We start from the raw sequence: 16,957 nt of genomic DNA on the forward strand, positions 1-16,957 counted from the left end.
TGCGTGATCACTTGGGATGCGCACGGTAGCGACTCCGATCATCGGCGAACCGGTTTTCCCTTGCGGTTAAGCCGAAAGGGTGCACTACCGTGGGGAGATGGCGCGGGTGCAGGGCGTGACGCGGATCGGCCGGATCACCGGTGAAGATTCCTGCAACGCCACGAGCAGCAGGTTCGGGTTCACCGCGACCGATCTTGGGATCATGTGGGACGACGGGCGCGGCGGCGTGCTGATCGCGTTCGGCGACACCTACGGCGCGGAGTGGGGCGGCAACGGCGCGGGGCCGAAGCACGCGGACTGGCGGTGCAACGTGCTGGCCCGCTCGACCAGCGAAGATCTCGACACCGGGCTCGAATTCGACTGGGTCGTGCAGCGCGAAGACGGCGCGGCCGGGCAATTCCTGCCCCGCGATCCGAAGGCGCGCGAGAACACGATCATCCCGACCGCGGGGATCTGCGCCGGCGGACGCAACTACCTGCACTACATGTCCGTGCGGCGCTGGGGAGTGCCCGGCGTGTGGCACACCAACTACGGCGCACTGGCCTACTCTGACGACGGCGGCCGCACCTGGACCAAGTCGGACGCGGCGATCTGGCCGAATCGCGGGCAACGCGCGCTGCGCCGATTCCGCCGCCGCGACCAGGGCGGCCACCCGTTCCAGCTGATCGCCTTCGCGGGCGTGCTCGACGGGTACGTGCACCTGCTGGGCACGCCCAGCGGCCGCTTCGGCTCCGGCCACCTCGCCCGCGCGCCCGAAGGCGACCTGCTCGACCCGGCCGGCTACGAGTACTGGACCGGTAGCGGCTGGGGCACCGACCCGTTCGCCGCGGCGCCCGTGCTCAGCGCTCCGGTCGCCGAACTGTCCGTGCAGTACAACTCCCACTTCGGCCGCTGGTTCGCGGTGCACCTGGACGAACACCGCGCAGCGATCGTGCTGCGCACCGCCGAAGAACTCACCGGCCCCTGGTCGAAAGGCGAGGTGCTGACCACGGGCTCCGAGTATCCGGCGCTCTACGGCGGTTTCCAGCACCCGTGGGCCGCGGACCGACCCGCGATCTACTGCACGATGACGCAGTGGCGCCCCTACAACGTCGACCTGTTCCGCGCCGACCTCGCCTGAACCCCGGGCTCACCTGCCCGGATAGGGTGGAAACCGGCAGGCCACAGCGGTGAGCAGCAGATCGCGGGAGTGACGGTGAGCAAGAAGGACAGAAGCCAGCGGCCGCCGGTTCCGGAGGCGTTGCCCGCCCCCGCGGTCGACGCGCACACCCACCTGGACGCCTGCGGCGCGACGAGCGCCGAGGACGTGCGAGCGGTGCTGGACCGCGCCGAGTCCGCGGGCATCGGCCGGGTCGTGACCGTCGCCGACGACATCGACGCCGCCCGCTGGGCCGCCGAAGCGTCCACTTGGGACAGCCGGGTGTTCGCCGCGGCCGCGCTGCACCCCACCCGCGCGAAGGACTTCACCGAAGCCGACCAGCGGGTGCTGGAGGACCTGGTCACCCGCGACCGCGTCGTCGCGGTCGGCGAGACCGGCCTGGACTACTACTGGGACTTCTCCCCGCCGCAGCCGCAGCAGGAAGCCTTCCGCTGGCACATCGACCTGGCCAAGCGCTGCGGGAAGCCGCTGATGATCCACGACCGGGAAGCGCACCAGGACATCCTGCGCATCCTCACCGAGGAAGGCGCCCCGGAGACGGTGATCTTCCACTGCTTCTCCGGCGACGCCGAGTTCGCCCGCGCCTGCGTCGACCGCGGGTTCGTGCTCTCGTTCGCGGGCACCGCGACGTTCCGCAACGCGAAGGACCTGCGCGAGGCCGCCGCCCTGGTGCCGGTCGAGCAGCTGCTGGTGGAGACCGACGCGCCGTTCCTCACCCCGCACCCGTTCCGCGGGCGGCCGAACGAGCCTTACTGCGTCAATTACACCCTTCGGGATCTTGCCGAGCTACGCGGAGTCGATCTGGCGGAACTGATCGTGGCTACGACTGCCACCGCCGAGCGGGTCTTCGCTCTCGATCCGGTGATCGCCGCCTGACCAGCGCTTACTCCGCGTTCTGTGGTATTGCACGCTGCGCCGCGCTGGAGTTGCGACCGCCGCCCGGACTCCTAGCGTCCACTGTGGAAGCCGGGAGGGGCCCGCCCGCGACGATCGACCACAGTGGACTGCGGGCCCGCTGCCCGGAGGAACGGCAGTCAGGACTCGTATGCGCACCAGCGGTCTATCCCGGATCGGCATCGCCGCAGCGATCATGCTCTGCGGCGCCCCCACCGCCCAGGCCCAGCCCGCGCCGGACACTCGCGCCGGCTCCGTCTGGGACCGGCTGGCCCAATGTGAATCCGGTGGGAACTGGGCCATCAACAGCGGCAACGGCTACTACGGCGGTTTGCAGTTCAACCGCGGCACCTGGGTTTCGCACGGCGGCAGGGACTTCGCCGCCTACCCGCACCGCGCCTCCCGCGAAGAGCAGATCTCCGTCGCCACCTCGCTGCGCGACGCCCGCGGTGGATACGGCGCTTGGCCCGCCTGCGCCCGCCAGCTCGGCCTGCCGCGCTGAGCGGTGCGGCTTCGCCGCATCTCAGCAGCAGAATCTTGATCCCAAAAGTGCCCCCGAGCGTGTGAGCGAACACCCATCGCGATCACCCAACGCATCCGCGGGGCCGCAGAACGCCGGCGGCGGGAGATGTGTCCGCTCTCCCGCCGCTTGGCCTGGAGGCCGTCGCCGAGCGCCCGCGCGCACCGGCTCCGACGGCCCTTTCGATCTCCTCACCAGCAGCGACGTCCGTCCTTATTGGACTTACGGGCGGGGTGCGGGAACTCCTTGCGGGGATGGGAAAATCCTCCGGGCCGAACAACTAGATGATCACCCAGGGTGCTGGGTTGCCCGGCAAAACGGCGTAACCCAAGTCACAGTGCTCGATCGGGCTCTTGGCGCACTGGTCGCATCACGCTAGAGTCTCGGCCTCGTAACCGATGACAACGAAGTCATGGGGAACACCCGCTAGTCGCCGCCGGGTTTCGTCGGGGAAGTCGGTGCCGAGCGGGCGGACCGGGACAGGACCGGTTCCGCACGTGGCAACGGCTATGACGGCGCTTGGCTACGGGAGTCGGATACGGAGACGAAGCACGAAGTCGCGCAGCGGCGGATGAAGGAGTTCACCAAGCATGGCCGGCGAACTCCACGGGATCATCGACGCTGCGGAGAGCTTCCGCTTTCGAGAGGTAGCGACCCTGTGAACGGACGCGGCATTCCCGGTGCCCATGCCAGCAATTCCCGCGGCAATACCGGCCGGGACCACGGCTACTGGGCCGATTCGCTTGAACCGGTTACGGACTGGTTCACCCCGGTGAGCAAGGAGCAGCCCACCGCGGTCGGCGTGCTGGACCGGCCGGTCGAACTCGATCGCGAGAGCGATCTGGAGATCACCGCCGACCACGGCTTCGCCCCCATCAGCGGCGGGAACTACCCCGCCGCCGACCACCCCAGCTTCCCGCCGGGAACACTGGACATCACCCCGGACGACGTCTTCGAGGCGCTCGGGCCGCAGGCCGACGAGATGCTCGCCACCGCCGACATCGACGTGGACGAGCTGATCCGGCTGGTCAACGCCGAAACCGTCGTGCTGCCGCCGCTGGTGCTGCCGGACGACGTGCCGGAGACCGACGCCGAGGGCAACCCGGCACCGGAGTTCGTCGAAGCCGTCACCGACTGGAAGCAGCGCTTCCTCAAGGGCGCGGTCGCCGCGGTGATCGTCACCCTGGCCGGCTCCGGCGGTGCCGCCGCGGCCATGGACAAGTCCGTGACCGTCGAGGTGGACGGCCAGGAGCGCCAGGTCAACACCTACGACTCCACCGTGGGTGAAGTCCTGCAGGAAGAGGGCATCAACGTCGGCCCGCACGACGCGCTGAGCCCGTCCCCGCAGGCCCAGGTCGGGCACAACGACACGATCACGCTGGACCGCGGCCGGCTGGTGAAGATGACCGTGGACGGCCAGCCCCGCGAGGAGTGGGTGCGGTCGGTGACCGTCGACCAGGCGCTGCGCCAGCTCGGCGTGCCCGCCGACGGCGCGTTCGTCTCGGCCGACCGGAACATGGAAGTGCCCGAGCAGGGCATGGACCTCACGGTCAACACCGCCAAGGACATCACCGTCACCGACGGCGGCGAGGCGCCGCGCCAGCTGACCACCACCGCGGTCACCGTCGACGACCTGGTCAAGGAGCAGAAGCTCCAGCTCGGGCCGGAGGACCACATCACCCCCGGCGGCGACCAGAAGATCACCGACGGCGCGCAGGTGCAGATCAACCGCACCGGCAGCAAGGTGGTCAACCTGACGCAGCCGGTGCAGCCGCCCGTGCAGGAGATCGTCGACGACTCGATGTTCCAGGGCGAGGAGAAGGTCGAGAAGCAGGGCACGCCCGGCGAGAAGATCGTCTTCACCCGCATCACCACCAAGAACGGTGAGGAGACCGGGCGCGAGGCGGTCGGCGAGAAGATCACGAAGGAAGCCACGCCGACGGTCAAGCGCGTCGGTGGCAAGGAACCGCCGAACAGCGCCATCTGGGACAAGCTGGTGCAGTGCGAGGCCGGCGGGAACTGGGCCATCAACAGCGGCAACGGCTACTACGGCGGCCTGCAGTTCGACAAGCAGACCTGGAGCGCCTTCGGCGGCGACCAGTTCGCGGCCTATCCGCACCAGGCCAGCCGGGAGCAGCAGATCCAGGTCGCGACCAAGGTTCGCGACTCGCGCGGCGGCGGCTACGGCGCTTGGCCGGGCTGCTCCTCCAAGCTCGGTCTGAGCTGACCCGCACGATCACCAAGTGAGCGGACCGTTCGCCCGGCATGCCCGGCCGAGCGGTCCGCTCACTTCGTTCTCCCGGCACTAACCACTCCCGATCGGAAGAACGGTCCGTTCGCTCGGAGTCGGCGGGTAGTGCGGCGGGCCGCGCGCAGGGCCGGGTGCGGGCGCGGGTAGGTTCTGGTGCGTGGAAAGTGACGCGGACAGGGCGCGGTTGCTGGGGCCCGCCGATGTTCGCCGGCTGGCGGAGGACCTGGGGATCCGCCCCACCAAGAAGCTCGGCCAGAACTTCGTGCACGACCCGAACACCGTGCGCCGCATCGTCGGCGCCGCCGGGCTCACGGCCGACGACGTGGTCCTGGAGATCGGCCCCGGATTGGGCTCGCTCACGCTGGCGCTGCTGTCGGCGGCGCGCGGGGTCGTCGCGGTGGAGGTCGATCCCGCGCTCGCGGAGCGGCTGCCGCGCACGGCGGCCGAGTTCGCCCCGGGCCTCGCGGACCGCCTCCGAGTGCTCAGCGCCGACGCGTTGCGGGTGCACGCCGACGACTTCGCAGCAGACCCGCCGACCGCGCTGGTGGCGAACCTGCCGTACAACGTCGCCGTGCCGGTGGTGCTGCACCTGCTGGCGGAGCTGCCGTCGCTGCGCAAGGGCCTGGTGATGGTGCAGTCCGAGGTCGCCGACCGGCTCGCGGCGAAACCCGGCGGCCGCACTTACGGGCTCCCGAGCGCGAAAGCGGCGTGGTTCGCCGAGGTGCGCCGCGCGGGCCCGGTGCCGCGGACCGTGTTCTGGCCGGTGCCGAACGTGGATTCGGGCCTGGTTTCGTTCTCCCGCACCGATCCGCCGTCGAGCGCGGACCGCGCCGAGGTGTTCCGCGTGCTGGACGCCGCGTTCGCGCAGCGGCGCAAGACGTTGCGGGCGGCGCTGTCCGGATGGGCCGGTTCGGCGGCGCGTGCCGAGGAGTTGTTGCGCGCGGCCGGGGTCGATCCGACGGCTCGCGGCGAGCAGCTCACGGTCGAAGATTTCGCCCGGGTGGCCGCAGCGGGCGCCGAATCCGTGCGCTGAGTTCCCGGCGACGCGGCAGGGCGCTTCCGCCGATCACTCCAGGCGAGTGGCGAGCGCGCAGTCTGACTACCCAGTGTGTCCGGGCTGGATCTGTTGATCAAGGTCAGCGACTCGGCCAGGTGGTGTGATCTGCCGAACGATTCCACATAGTGACCAGTGTCGCCTTGCGTTCGCGGACACGACTGGGTTCTACTATCCGGGAAATCCATCCCGAGCGGCCGAGAGACCTGGCTCGACGACGCCGCAGCAACCACCCCGTGGGCAGGTGCTAACGCCAGGGCCGATGGAGTCGACGTGTTTGAAACTCCGCTGACCGGCGCCCGGCCCGGGTTCGCCCAGTCCGCGTTCGCTCAGTCCGGGTCCGCCCAGCTCGGGAGCGCCCAGCTCGAGATCGCCCAGCTCAAGATCGCGCTGCCCGGCAGCACGGGCGCGCAGCACGACAAGCTCCGGCGAACCGCCCGCGGCGGCCGCGCCCGCGCGCGCTCCGCGCCGCACGGGCTCGCGCTCACCCAGCGCCGCATCATCGATCAAGGACGGCGCACGACCACGGCCTGTCGCGGCTAGCTGCCCGAGCCACCGAATCCGGTCCGCCGGGCCGGTTCGGGCCAGCGAACCAGCGTTTCCTTCCGGCCGGTCGATGCGCAGCAGCCTGCGCTCCCGGAGTGAGCTGATGTGGAGCCGAACATGATCACTGTCGAGAACCTGAGCAAATCCTTCCGCGGCGAATCCCGCGCAGGCGCCGTCGCGCTCGACGACGTGTCCCTGGAGGTCCCCGCCGGGTCGGTGTGCGGCGTGGTCGGTCCCAGCGATGCGGGCAAGTCCGCCCTCGCCCGCTGCGTCGGGTTGCTGGACAAGCCGGACCGCGGTGCCGTGAAGATCGACGGGACGAACCTCTCCGCGCTGGACGGCGCCGCGCTGCGCGCCGCCCGCAGACACATCGGCGTGGTCCCGGACGGCGACTCGCTGCTGCGCCAGCGCACCGCCGCGGGCAACGTGGCGCTGCCGCTGGAAGCCGCCGAGATGCCCGGGCCGCAACGCCGCGCCCGCGTCGCCGAACTGCTCGACCTGGTCGGCATGACCGACAAGGCGCCGCTGCACCCGGAACAGCTGACCGACGGCCAGCGGCGGCGGGTCGCGGTCGCCCGCGCGCTCGCGGCCAAGCCCTCGGTCCTGGTGGCCGACGAGCCGACCGCCGGGTTGGACTCGTCGACCGCGGAGGCGGTGCTGACGGTGCTCGACCGCGCGCGCTCCGAGCTGGGTGCCACGGTGCTGTTGACCACTGCGGACACCGCCGTGGTGCGGCGCATCGCCGACGAGGCGGTGGTCCTCGACGGCGGCCGGGTCGTCGAGCAGGGCAAGGTGCTCGACCTGGTCTCCGAGCCGGGCAGCCGCCTCGGCACCAGCTTGCTGCCGGACGCCGGATCCGGCCGCAGGCACGACGTGGTCGCCGAGGTGGTGCTGGTCGGTTTCGCCGCCGTCGGCGCGCTGCTGCCGGAAGCGGCCGGGCGGTTCGGCGTGGACCTGGCCGTGCTGGGCGGCGGCATGACGCGGCTCGGGGACACGCCGGTGGCGAAGTTCCGCATCGGGCTCACCGGTGAGCGCTCCGAGGCCGCGCTGAAGTGGATGGTCGACCGGGACGCGCAGGTGCGCCGCACTCCGGTCAGCGTCGAAGGCGTGGCCGCCTGATCCCCGAACTGGGATCGCGGAAATAGCAGACGGCGTCCCTTGCGGTGCCGCTGCACTCGGAATCCTCCGAAGCGCGCAGCAGCGGCACAAGAACCGACCGGCCGCCGGCCGAGCCCGTGCACCGGGCTCGACCGGCGGCCGCGTGCTGCGAAGTCGGTGCTGGGGCGGCACCCGGATCGCGCGGACACGTACGCTCTAGGAGTGCTCTCCGTGGTACCCACCCCCATCACCGTGCGTGTTCCGGCCAAGGTGAACCTGCACCTGGCGGTCGGCGACGCTCGCCCGGACGGTTACCACGAGCTGGTCACCGTCTTCCAGGCCTTGTCGCTGACCGACGAGGTCACCGTGCACAGCGCCGACGAGCCGGGCATCGACGTCCGCGGCGACGGCGCCGACTCGGTGCCGACCGGGCAGAGCAACCTGGCGTGGACGGCGGTGCGGCTGCTGGCCGAGCACTCCGGCCGCGACCCGGAAGAGCCGGGCGTGCAGGTCTCGATCCGCAAGGGCATCCCGGTGGCCGGCGGAATGGCGGGCGGCAGCGCCGACGCCGCGGCCGCGCTGCTGGCGCTGAACACGCTGTGGCGCCTGGAGATCGGGCGCGACGAGCTCAGCGACATCGCCGCCAAGATCGGCAGCGATGTGCCGTTCGCGTTGCAGGGCGGCACCGCGCTGGGCACCGGCCGCGGCGAGCGGCTCGTGCCGGTTCTCGCCAGGCACACCTTCCACTGGGTGATCGCGCTGGACCGCCGCGGCCTGGAAACCCCCGGTGTGTACGGCGAGCTGGACCGGTTGCGCGCCGACACCGGGCCGAACCGGGTCGGCGAGGTCGAGCCGCTGCTGGAGGCGCTGGCCTCCGGCGATCCGAACCAGCTGGCCCTGCTGCTGGGCAACGACCTGCAGTCCGCGGCGGTCTCGCTGCGCCCGAACCTGCGCCGCACGCTGCGCGCCGGCGTGGAGGCGGGCGCGCTGGCCGGGATCGTGTCCGGCTCCGGACCGACCTGCGCGTTCCTGTGCACCGACAACGACTCCGCGGTCCGGGTCGCCGCGGAACTGTCCGGCGCGGGCGTGTGCCGCACCGTCCGGGTCGCGCAGGGGCCGGTGCCGGGAGCCCGGATCATCGGCGACGACCGGGCCGACCGGCCCACGCCGCCGCAGGTGCACGCCTGATCACCCCTCGTTTTCCTGGAGTACCGCAACCCCGATGGCCAATCTGATCAACCTCGAATCGGTGCGCAAGAGCTACGGAGAGCGCCCGCTGCTGGACGGCGTCTCGATCGGCATCGGCGCCGGGGAGCGGATCGGCGTCGTCGGCCTCAACGGCGGCGGCAAGACGACGCTGCTGGAAGTGGTCTCCGGCAGCGAGGAACCGGACTCCGGCCGGGTCAGCCACCAGCGCGACCTGCGGCTGGCGGTGGTCACCCAGCGCACCGAACTGCCGCCGGGCTCGACGGTGCGCCACGCGGTGCTGGATCCGCACGGCTTCACCGCCGAGCACGAGTGGGCCGCCGACGCCCGGGTGCGTTCGGTGCTGACCGGGCTCGGCATGACCCGGCTCGGGCTGGACACCCCGGTCGCCGACTTCTCCGGTGGTGAGCGCCGCCGCGTCGCGCTGGCGGCCGCGCTGGTGCGCGACCTGGACGTGCTGGTGCTCGACGAGCCCACCAACCACCTCGACGTGGAGGGCGTGCGCTGGCTGGCCGACCACCTGATGGAACGCCGCTGCGCACTGGTGATCGTCACGCACGACCGCTGGTTCCTGGACACCGTGTGCAACCGCACCTGGGAGGTCACCCAGGGCAGGGTCGAGCAGTACGAAGGCGGCTACGCGGACTGGGTCTACGCCCGCGCGGAACGCGCGCGGCTGGCCCAGCAGGCCGAGGAGAAGCGGCAGAACCTGGCGCGCAAGGAACTCGCCTGGCTGCAGCGCGGCGCGAAGGCCCGCACCTCGAAACCGCGGTTCCGGGTGGAGGCAGCCGAAGCGCTCATCGCGGATGTCCCGCCGCCGCGCGACACCGTTGAGCTGGTCACCTTCGCCAAACGCCGGCTCGGCAAGACCGTGATCGAGCTGGAGGACGTGGACCTGCGGATCGCCGATCGCACCCTGCTCGACGACGTGACCTGGCGGATCGGGCCGGGTGACCGGATCGGGCTGGTCGGCGTCAACGGCTCCGGCAAGACCACGTTGCTGCGGCTGATCGCAGGTGAGCGGGAGCCGGACGCGGGCAGGCGCATCGAGGGCAAGACGGTGCGGCTGGCGCACCTGACCCAGGAGCTGCACGACCTGCCGGGCAACTGGCGGGTGCTGGAGGCGATCGAGGACGTCGCCGAACGGGTGCAGCTGGGCAAGTACGAGCTCACCGCCTCCCAGCTCGGCGAACGGTTCGGGTTCGGCAAGGGCAGGCAGTGGACCCCGGTCGGCGACCTCTCCGGCGGTGAGCGGCGGCGGTTGCAGCTGGCGCGGCTGCTGATGTCCGAACCGAACGTGCTGGTGCTCGACGAGCCCACCAACGACCTCGACATCGACACCCTGCAGCAGCTCGAAGACCTGCTGGACGGCTGGCCGGGCACGCTCGTCGTGGTCTCGCACGACCGCTACCTGGTGGAGCGGGTGTGCGACACGGTGCTGGCGCTGTTCGGCGACGGCAGGCTCACCCACCTGCCCGGCGGCATCGAGGAGTACCTGCAGCGGCGGCATTCGCTGCTGGCCGCGGGTGGTGGCGACGTCGGCAAGCAGGCCGCGGACGTGGTCGAGGCGAAGCCGGACAAGCTCTCCGGCGCCGAGGAGCGGGCCGCGCGCAAGGACCTGGCGAAGCTGGAACGGCAGCTGGACAAGCTGGGCAAGCGGGAGCAGGAGCTGCACGCGCGGCTGGCCGAGGCCGCTACCGAGCCGGACAAGCTGCAATCGCTGGGCGCCGATCTGCAGGCGCTGCAGCAGGAGAAGGACGACGTGGAAGCCCGCTGGCTCGAACTGGCCGATCAGCTCGACTAGGTGCGTGAGGGCTGGACGTTGGTGACGCCGTCTCGGAGGCGAGATGCTGGCGGCCTCTCACCTGCTCCGCTGTGCGGGCGGGGCGGCGTCGTCCCTCGATGGACAGGGGCGCATTGGCGTGGAGCACAGCGTTTCCTATAGACGACACGAGTTCGGTGGGCTCAGACGGTCGTGTTGCCTGAGCCCACCGACTAAGGGACGTGGTATCGGCACTACCGGAGTGGGATGTCGACGCCGTACTCGCCCGTGGGCCGGGGGCCGTGGATGCGCCGATCGGCTTCAGTGATAGCGACGTCGTTGATGCTCGCCTCGCGGCGCCGCATGAGTCCGTGCTCGTCGAACTCCCACAGTTCGTTGCCGTAGCTGCGCCATCGCTGGCCTTCTGCGTCGTGACACTCGTACTGGAAGCGGACAGCGATTCGATTTTCGCGGAAGCCCCAGAGGCTCTTACGCAGCGCGTAGTCCAGTTCGCGCTCCCACTTCCGGGTCAGGAACGCGATGATCTCCTCGCGGCCGCGGACGAAGATGTCACGGTTCCGCCACGTCGAGTCCGGCGTGTAGGCCATGGCCACCTGGTGCGGGTCACGGGTGTTCCATGCATCTTCAGCTGCCTGGACCTTCTGCAGGGCCGCCTCCTGCGTGAACGGCGGGTACGGCGGACGATCTTCCGGCATTGCAGTCTCCTCTCGTTGAGAACGATCGTTCTCTATCGGCGGAGTCTACGATAGGGAACGTACGTTCTCAACGCCAAGGAGCTTCGGATGCCAGCCCCGATCACTGAGGAGCAGAGCCGTTTGGACCGCGATGCCCTGCTCGACGCAGCAGAACGGCTGTTCTACGAGCAAGGGATCCAGGCGGTCGGCATGGATGAGGTCCGTGCTGCATCCGGTCTGCCTCTGAAGCGGATCTACCGATCCTTCGCGGCGAAGGAAGACCTCGTGGTGGCGGTGCTCAGGCGTCGCGATCAGCGATGGAGAGCAAGCCTGGCCGCCCGCGTGGAGGCGGTCGTAGATCCCTACGAGCGCGTACTCGCGATCTTCGACTGGCTTGCCGAGTGGTTCGCAGAACCCGGCTTCCGCGGATGCGCCTGGATCAATGCCTACGGCGAACTGGGCCCCGCATCCGAGGCGGTGCGAGCCGAAGTCCGGTCGCACAAGCGGGCATTCCACGACCAGGTCGCGGTGTGGGTCCATGCCACCGGGCTGTCGGTGGTTGAACCGGTTTTCCTGCTCGCTGAAGGAGCCATCGTGACGGCCGGCATCAGTGGCGACCCCGCCCCAGCCCGCCACGCACACGCAGCCGTCGCGACGTTGCTCGGAACCCCTTGATTACAGCCACGCCGTCAACAACCTCTTTGCCCGCAACAACTAGGGATCGTGCTGCGGCCTCGCGAGCCGGGCGATTTCTCCAGGAGTGGTTTGCGGCCGTGCTGTCTCGGACGTCCCGATGTGGCTTCGGTGGCCGGAACCGAGCTGTTCCGGTGTTCGCCCGTTCGACGTAGGCTTCGTCACATGAGCCGGTTCGTGGACGGGATCGTGGCCGCGGCGCGGGAGAACGCCGGACCGGGCGCGCGGGGGCTGGTCACCGGCGAGCCGGACCGCCCGCGGCGGCGCACCTGGAACCAGGTGCACGACGAGGCCACGCGGGTCGCCGCCGCCCTCAGCGCCGAACTCGCCCCCGGCTCGGCGGTGGCCGTGCTGGCCGCCGACCCCGGGCTGATCGCCCCGGCGGTGCAGGGCGGGTGGTTGGCCGGTTGCAGCGTGACCATGCTGCACCAACCGACCCCTCGTACCGACCTGGCCGAGTGGGCGCAGGACACGCTGCGGGTGCTGGCCATGATCGACGCGCGGCTGGTGCTGCTCGGCCCGCCGTTCGAGCAGTTGGCCGGGGTGCTGGACGAGAACGGCGTCGAGCATCGTGACCTCACCCAATGGGCCGCCTACGACCGGCGGCTGGACGAGCCCGTGCCGGTCGGTGAAGACGCCACCGCGCTGCTGCAGCTCACCAGCGGTTCCACCGCTGAACCGAAAGCCGTGCGGATCACGCACGGCAACCTGGACGCCAACGCGGCCGCGATGGTGGCCACCGCCCGGCTGGACGCCGAACGCGACGTGGCGGTCTCCTGGCTGCCGCTGTTCCACGACATGGGCATGGTCGGCTGCCTGACGGTGCCGATGTCGATCGGCATGGAGGCGGTCAAGGTCACTCCCGCGGACTTCCTGGCTCGCCCGCTGCTGTGGCCGGAGCTGATCAGCCGCTACGGCGGCACCGTCACGGCCGCGCCGAACTTCGCCTACGCCGTGACCGGACGCCGGATGGCGCGGGCCGAGGACGGCGAATTCGACCTCTCCAGCCTCCGGTTCGCGCTCAACGGAGCCGAACCCGTGGACCCGGAGGCGGTGCGCGCGTTCACCGGCGCGGGCGCCCGGTTCGGTCTGTCCGGGACGTGCATGGTGTGCGCCTACGGGATGGCGGAATCGACGCTGGCGGTGTCCTTCGCGCCGCTGGACCGCGGCGTGGAAGTCGACGAGGTGGACGCCGATGCGCTGGAGCGCGAGCGGCGCGCGGAGCCCGCGGGCACCGGCCGCAGCCGCTCGTTCGCGCTGCTCGGGGAACCGTTGCCGGGACTGGAAGTGAAGGCGGTCGACGACACGGGCGAGGCGCTGGGGGAGCGGGCGGTCGGCGAGCTGCGCATCCGCGGCGCCGCGGTGACGCCCGGGTACCTCACCTCGAACGGCCCGCTGCCCGCGCAGGACATCGCCGGCTGGCTGCACACCGGCGACGAGGGCTACCTGGTCGGCGGGCAGGTGGTGATCTGCGGACGGCGCAAGGACGTGATCATCATGGGCGGCCGGAACATCTTCCCGGTGGACGTGGAACGCGCGGCGTGCGAAGTGGACGGAGTGCGCGCGGGCAACGCCGCGGCCGTCCGGCTGGACGCGGGCGATCGGCGGGAACGGTTCGCCGTGGTGCTGGAATCGAAGTCCGCCGGAACCGGCGAAGCGGAAAAGGACCTGCGCAAGGCGGTCGCCGCGCGGGTCGTGGACGCAGTCGGGGTGCGACCGGCCGCCGTGGTCGTGCTCGCACCGGGCTCGCTGCCGAAAACCCCGTCCGGCAAGCTCCGCCGCGCCGCCACAGCCGAGCTCGTGCCCGCCTGTTGAGGACGACGCGGCCGCTCAGTGGAACTGGTTCTGCGCCGGTTCCAAGCCGTGCGCGGCGAGCGCCTCGGTGGCGTCCGCGCACAGGTCGACGAAGTACGCCAATTCCTTGCGCTGGGCCCCGGAGAAGTCCTTGAGCACGTAGTCCGCCGGATCCATCCGCCCCGGCGGCCGGTCCACGCCGAAGCGCACCCGCAGGTACTCCTTCGTGCCCAACGACTTGGTGATCGAACGGAGCCCGTTGTGCCCGTTCTCCCCGCCGCCGCGCTTGAGCCGCACGGCGCCGTGCGGCAGGTCCAGCTCGTCGTGGATCACGATCAGCGACTCGGGCGGGAGCTTGAAGAACTTCACCAGCCCGGCGACCGGGCCGCCGGAGAGGTTCATCAACGTCCGCGGCTTGGCCAGCACCACCCGGCGCTGCCCGAGCCTGCCCTCCACCACCTCGGCGTTCGCCTTGTGCGCCTTGAACTTCCCGCCGATCCGGTCGGCGAGCTCGTCGGCGACCAGGAAACCGGCGTTGTGCCGGTTGCCCGCGTAGCGCGGGCCGGGATTGCCGAGCCCGACGATCAGCGCGGGCGGTTCGGGAGTGCTCACCTGATCGTTTCCCTCGGACGCACCGCCGAAGCGGCGGCGGATGAATGCGATGGCCCGGCCGGGACCGGGGCGCGGTGCTCGCCGCGTCCCGGTCACCGGCGGGTCGGAGCTCACTCGCTCGCGGTCTCCTCGTCGGAGGCTTCCTCGACGACGCCCGCGCCCTCGGTGTCCAGCTCGGACTCCATGTCGGCGGCGGTCGGCGCCTCGGAGACGCTGACGATCAGCGTCTCCGGGTCGGCCTGCAGCGTCACGCCGCGCGGCAGCTGCAGGTCGGAGGCGTGCACCTGGGTGCCGTCCTCGGCGTCCTGCACCGACAGCTCGATCTGCTCGGGGATGTGCAGCGCCTCGGCCTCGACCTCGACCTCGTTGGCGTCCTGGGTGACCAGGACACCAGGGGCCGGGTCGCCGGAGAGCACGACCGGCACGTTCACGGTGACCTTCTCGCCGCGCCGGACCAGCAGCAGGTCCACGTGCTCGATGTAGTTCTTGATCGGGTGCGCGGTCACGGTCTTGGTCAGCGCGAGCTCGCTGGCCGACCCGGCGACCTCCAGCGTCAGCACCGCGTTCTGCCCGTTCTCGCGCACGGCGCGGGCGAAGTCGATGGCGGGCAGCGACAGGTGCTTGGGGTCGGAGCCGTGCCCGTAGAGCACCGCGGGGATCTTGCCCGCGCGGCGGGTGCGGCGGGCGGCACCCTTGCCGAACTCGGTGCGCGGCTCGACGGAAAGACGTACCTCGGACACGGTGCTGCACTCCTCGTGAAGTCGGGCGGAATCGAAATGTCGGCGGCCTGCGGCGGCGGGTGCGACCGATGACGTGGCCGACGCCGTGCTCGCGAACACCGGCCCTGCGGGGGTCGGTGCCGCTCGCGGCCGGACAACGGCCGCGATGTGGGCGGCACCGGCGTCTCTCGCGGCCACAGGGGCGAACACCGTGCCGCCGCGTCGATCACGCCGGGTCGCGTACCCGGCCTCGCCGAGGCAACCCGAACAGTTTAGGAGCCGCCGCGCGGCAGCTGCTTGCTGGGGTACCGATCCGGCCTCGGCCGGTCTAACCGGATGATCCGCTGTGCCTGCGAGAACCGGGTGCACTCGACCCGTGCCGTGTTCACCGGCGGGTCGCGGCGGGCGACGTGCCGCCGGGTTCGCGCAGCTGCTTCCCGATCGGGTCAGCCGAGTTCGCGCCCGCCCGCTCGTCCGCGTGCGGTGGGTGTTCGTTCGTCCCTCGATTCAGCGACCGTCACGGTTTGGTCGCTTGCGGATGACCGCGGCACCGCCCGGCGTTAGTTTGACGCTCATGTCCGCTGACACCAGCTCCGGTTCCACCGAGGACCACGGGAGCGCGCAAGCCGGGGCCGAACCGGCCACCGGCTGGGCCGACCGGCTCCGGCAAGTCGGCCCCGGCATCATGGCCGCCGCCACCGGAGTCGGCGCGGGCGACCTGGTCGCGACGATGATCGCCGGTGCGCGCTACGGCTACGCCCTGTTCTGGGCGGTCGTGCTCGGCACGGTGTTCAAGCTCGCGCTGGGCGAGGCCGTCGGCCGCTGGCACCTCGCTTCCGAACGCACCATGCTCTCCGGCTGGCGCACGCTCGGCTCCTGGGCCACCGGCTACTTCGGCGCCTACATCGTGGTGTGGGGCTTCGTCTACGGCGCCACCGCGATGTCGGCATCGGCGCTGCCGCTGAACGCGCTGTTCCCGGTGCTGCCGGTCAGCGGATGGGCGATCGTCTGCGGCCTGCTGGGGCTGGGACTGGTGTGGTTCGGCCGCTACGCGGTGCTGGAAAAGCTCATGACGGTGCTGGTCGGCGTCATGTTCGTGACCGTCGTGGGCACCGCGATCCTGGTCGGGCCGAACCTGCTCGAACTCGGCAAGGGGCTGGTGCCGACGCTGCCGGACGGCTCGGTCGCCTACGTGCTGGGCCTGATGGGCGGCGTCGGCGGCACGATCACCATGGCCGCCTACGGCTACTGGACCTTCGCGAAGGGCTGGCGCGGGCCGAAGTGGCTGCCGATCATGCGCACCGACAACGCGGTCGGCTACGTCACCACCGGGATCTTCGTGGTCGCGATGCTGGTCGTCGGCGCGGAGATCCTGCTCGGCCAGGACCTCACCGACAGCGACAAGGGGCTGCTCAACCTCAGCGACGTGCTCGCCGCGGACTACGGCCAATGGGCGCGGATCCCGTTCCTGGTCGGGTTCTTCGCGGTCGCGTTCAGCTCGGTGATCGGGGTGTGGAACGGGGTGAGCCTGCTGTTCGCCGACTGGTGGCGGACCTGGCGGCTGCCCAAGGAAGCCCCGGCCGAGACCGCCGAGACCTACGACCACAAGGCGGGGATGCACAGCACTCCGTACCGGCTCTACCTGCTGTGGCTGACGTTCCCGCCGATGATCCTGCTGCTGTTCGGCAAGCCGTTCCAGCTCACCCTGGTCTACGGCGTGCTGGGTGCGTTGTTCATGCCGTTCTTGGCGGGCACGCTGCTGGTGCTGCTGAACTCGCGCTCGATGATGCCGCCCGAGCACCGCTCCCGCTGGGTCTCGAACGTGCTGCTGGGGCTGTGCCTGGTGCTGTTCGTCGGGGTGGCGGTCAACGAACTCGTCGGCGCGGTGATGTGATCTCCGTCGCGGCTGGAATTCCGGCCGGTGCGCCGGATGTTCTGGCGGGCAAACACCGCC

Annotated in this window: 14 protein-coding genes, 1 pseudogene and 1 riboswitch; of the genes and pseudogenes, 12 read left to right on the top strand and 3 right to left on the bottom strand. The window is 70.8% G+C overall.

Going from position 1 to position 16,957, the window contains the following annotated elements; translation table 11 throughout:
• The first annotated feature begins 97 nt into the window (after positions 1-97).
• From INP57_RS07245 to INP57_RS07285, 9 genes and pseudogenes are all read left to right on the top strand, one after another.
• On the top strand, positions 98-1,120 hold the full coding sequence (locus INP57_RS07245) for a glycoside hydrolase family 183 protein (RefSeq protein ID WP_200069242.1): 1,023 nt from the start codon (positions 98-100) through the stop codon (positions 1,118-1,120).
• 75 nt (positions 1,121-1,195) lie between these two features.
• A complete protein-coding gene (locus INP57_RS07250) occupies positions 1,196-2,035 on the top strand; it encodes a TatD family hydrolase (protein WP_200069243.1) in 840 nt (279 codons plus the stop codon).
• 268 nt (positions 2,036-2,303) lie between these two features.
• A pseudogene (locus INP57_RS07255) lies at positions 2,304-2,555 on the top strand (transglycosylase family protein); the annotation flags it as partial.
• Between the two features lie 676 nt (positions 2,556-3,231).
• Entirely contained in the window at positions 3,232-4,800 is a 1,569-nt protein-coding gene (locus INP57_RS07260; RefSeq protein WP_295141469.1) for a resuscitation-promoting factor, read from the top strand.
• Between the two features lie 181 nt (positions 4,801-4,981).
• A complete protein-coding gene (rsmA, locus tag INP57_RS07265; protein ID WP_307849947.1) occupies positions 4,982-5,857 on the top strand; it encodes a 16S rRNA (adenine(1518)-N(6)/adenine(1519)-N(6))-dimethyltransferase RsmA in 876 nt (291 codons plus the stop codon).
• 202 nt (positions 5,858-6,059) lie between these two features.
• Positions 6,060-6,147: riboswitch (SAM riboswitch) on the top strand.
• Between the two features lie 4 nt (positions 6,148-6,151).
• Positions 6,152-6,421 carry a hypothetical protein gene (locus INP57_RS07270; RefSeq protein ID WP_200069246.1) on the top strand — a complete coding sequence of 90 codons (270 nt, stop codon included), beginning with the start codon at positions 6,152-6,154 and terminating at the stop codon, positions 6,419-6,421.
• 120 nt (positions 6,422-6,541) lie between these two features.
• Positions 6,542-7,543: a methionine ABC transporter ATP-binding protein gene (locus INP57_RS07275; RefSeq protein WP_200069247.1), complete on the top strand. Its 1,002-nt coding sequence runs from the start codon at positions 6,542-6,544 to the stop codon at positions 7,541-7,543.
• Between the two features lie 201 nt (positions 7,544-7,744).
• Positions 7,745-8,710: a 4-(cytidine 5'-diphospho)-2-C-methyl-D-erythritol kinase gene (locus INP57_RS07280; RefSeq protein WP_508620963.1), complete on the top strand. Its 966-nt coding sequence runs from the start codon at positions 7,745-7,747 to the stop codon at positions 8,708-8,710.
• 34 nt (positions 8,711-8,744) lie between these two features.
• Positions 8,745-10,532, top strand: coding sequence for an ABC-F family ATP-binding cassette domain-containing protein (locus INP57_RS07285; protein ID WP_200069249.1), 1,788 nt, complete (start codon positions 8,745-8,747; stop codon positions 10,530-10,532).
• Positions 10,533-10,744: 212 nt separating this feature from the next.
• Here INP57_RS07285 and INP57_RS07290 read toward each other — a convergent pair whose 3' ends face one another.
• Complete coding sequence (locus INP57_RS07290; protein WP_200069250.1) at positions 10,745-11,206, bottom strand: nuclear transport factor 2 family protein; 462 nt, start codon at positions 11,204-11,206, stop codon at positions 10,745-10,747.
• Positions 11,207-11,293: 87 nt separating this feature from the next.
• On the opposite strand from INP57_RS07290, the gene INP57_RS07295 reads away from it, so the two are divergent.
• Both INP57_RS07295 and INP57_RS07300 read left to right on the top strand, forming a co-directional pair.
• Positions 11,294-11,860 carry a TetR/AcrR family transcriptional regulator gene (locus tag INP57_RS07295; RefSeq protein ID WP_200069251.1) on the top strand — a complete coding sequence of 189 codons (567 nt, stop codon included), beginning with the start codon at positions 11,294-11,296 and terminating at the stop codon, positions 11,858-11,860.
• A gap of 183 nt (positions 11,861-12,043) precedes the next feature.
• A complete protein-coding gene (locus INP57_RS07300; RefSeq protein ID WP_200069252.1) occupies positions 12,044-13,693 on the top strand; it encodes a fatty acyl-AMP ligase in 1,650 nt (549 codons plus the stop codon).
• A gap of 15 nt (positions 13,694-13,708) precedes the next feature.
• Here INP57_RS07300 and pth read toward each other — a convergent pair whose 3' ends face one another.
• Positions 13,709-14,284, bottom strand: a complete 576-nt coding sequence (gene pth / locus INP57_RS07305) for an aminoacyl-tRNA hydrolase (protein WP_200069253.1) — start codon at positions 14,282-14,284, stop codon at positions 13,709-13,711.
• Positions 14,285-14,394: 110 nt separating this feature from the next.
• A complete protein-coding gene (locus INP57_RS07310) occupies positions 14,395-15,024 on the bottom strand; it encodes a 50S ribosomal protein L25/general stress protein Ctc (RefSeq protein WP_200069254.1) in 630 nt (209 codons plus the stop codon).
• A 553-nt stretch (positions 15,025-15,577) separates the two neighbouring features.
• Here INP57_RS07310 and INP57_RS07315 point away from each other — a divergent pair.
• The gene (locus INP57_RS07315) at positions 15,578-16,897 is read left to right on the top strand and encodes an Nramp family divalent metal transporter (RefSeq protein ID WP_200069255.1); all 1,320 of its coding nucleotides are present in this window, start codon (positions 15,578-15,580) and stop codon (positions 16,895-16,897) included.
• Positions 16,898-16,957 lie beyond the last annotated feature (60 nt).

This window comes from Saccharopolyspora galaxeae (assembly GCF_016526145.1).
In the GTDB taxonomy this organism is placed as follows: domain Bacteria; phylum Actinomycetota; class Actinomycetes; order Mycobacteriales; family Pseudonocardiaceae; genus Saccharopolyspora_C; species Saccharopolyspora_C galaxeae.